The sequence below is a fragment of the Mycobacterium sp. NGS51 genome, from assembly GCF_059812525.1.
Window position 1 is genome coordinate 1 of record NZ_JCALCV010000055.1, and the last position, 1,061, is coordinate 1,061.

The 1,061-nt window shown below is 65.3% G+C and carries 1 protein-coding gene; it reads right to left on the reverse strand.

Going from position 1 to position 1,061, the window contains the following annotated elements; all coding sequences use genetic code 11:
- Positions 1-806, reverse strand: an 806-nt coding sequence (locus AC5Y5W_RS24935) for an IS110 family RNA-guided transposase (RefSeq protein WP_500014144.1), incomplete at its 3' end; no start/stop codon positions are given.
- Positions 807-1,061: the final 255 nt, after the last annotated feature.

Below are 1,061 nucleotides of genomic sequence, written 5' to 3' on the forward strand. Positions count from 1 at the left end.
GGGATATCACCGAGCCGGGCCGCCTGCCGGGAGAAAGGGGCGATCGCCTCGGCGATGCGGGTATCCAGCGCAGCGATCTGAACGCTGATCCGGTCGACGTTGTCCAGCATCATGCGCAGAATCGTCGCGTGGTGATCGGTGAAGAATCCACGCAGCGCCTCTTCGAGCCGGTCGGTCTTTTTGCGGGCGGTGCCCTTGGCCAACCGCGCCAACAACCGCGGATCGCGCTGCCCACCGATCAGCGCCTCCATCATCGCCCGCCCAGAAACACCGTGGAGATCGGAAAGCACCGACGAAACCTTGATCTGGGCATCCTCGAGCAGCTTCTCCACCCGCTGCATCTCCCGGGCCCGGTCTTGGACCAGCGCGCGGCGGTAACGCGTCAGATCACGCAGCCGCCGGATCTCAGCCGGATGCACCAGCGACGGACGACACATGCCACGCTCGGCCACCTTCGCCAACCACACCGCATCGGCACGATCCGTCTTGGCCCGCCCCGGAACGTTTTTGACCTCGCGAGCATTGACCAACCAGCACTCAAACCCCTGGGCCTCCAGCAGGTAGTACACGCCCTTCCAGTACGCGCTGGTCGATTCCATCACTACCCGCTCAACACTCCAGTGCCGTAACCAGACCGCCAACTCCAGCAGCGCCGCGGTGGTGGTGGCATACCCGCGGATCTCCTGCATCCGCCGCCCCGGCTTACTTGCATGCGGCACCCGCACACACGCCTCCAACCCGGCCTTACCCAGATCCAGCGCCGCTACCCGCTGCACCACCAACTCGACCTCGTCGACCTCTTCCATCCCCGGCTCCTTCCACGCAACCAATACGACGCGGTCGCCCGCAGGAGTCCACCGGGGAACAGATCGAGTCGGACCCTCGTGCTCACAGCAACAATGCGCAGCCCCGCCAACGACTCCCAGGATCAAACTGTTTCACGGGCTCACCTGCGCCAAGAAGCCACGACCTCGGCGAGCGACCGCACCCAATTTTCCCGCATACGCGGCGTCCCCACAGGGGACCGGGTCACTGTTTCGCGGTTTACCGGTGCGGGGGCG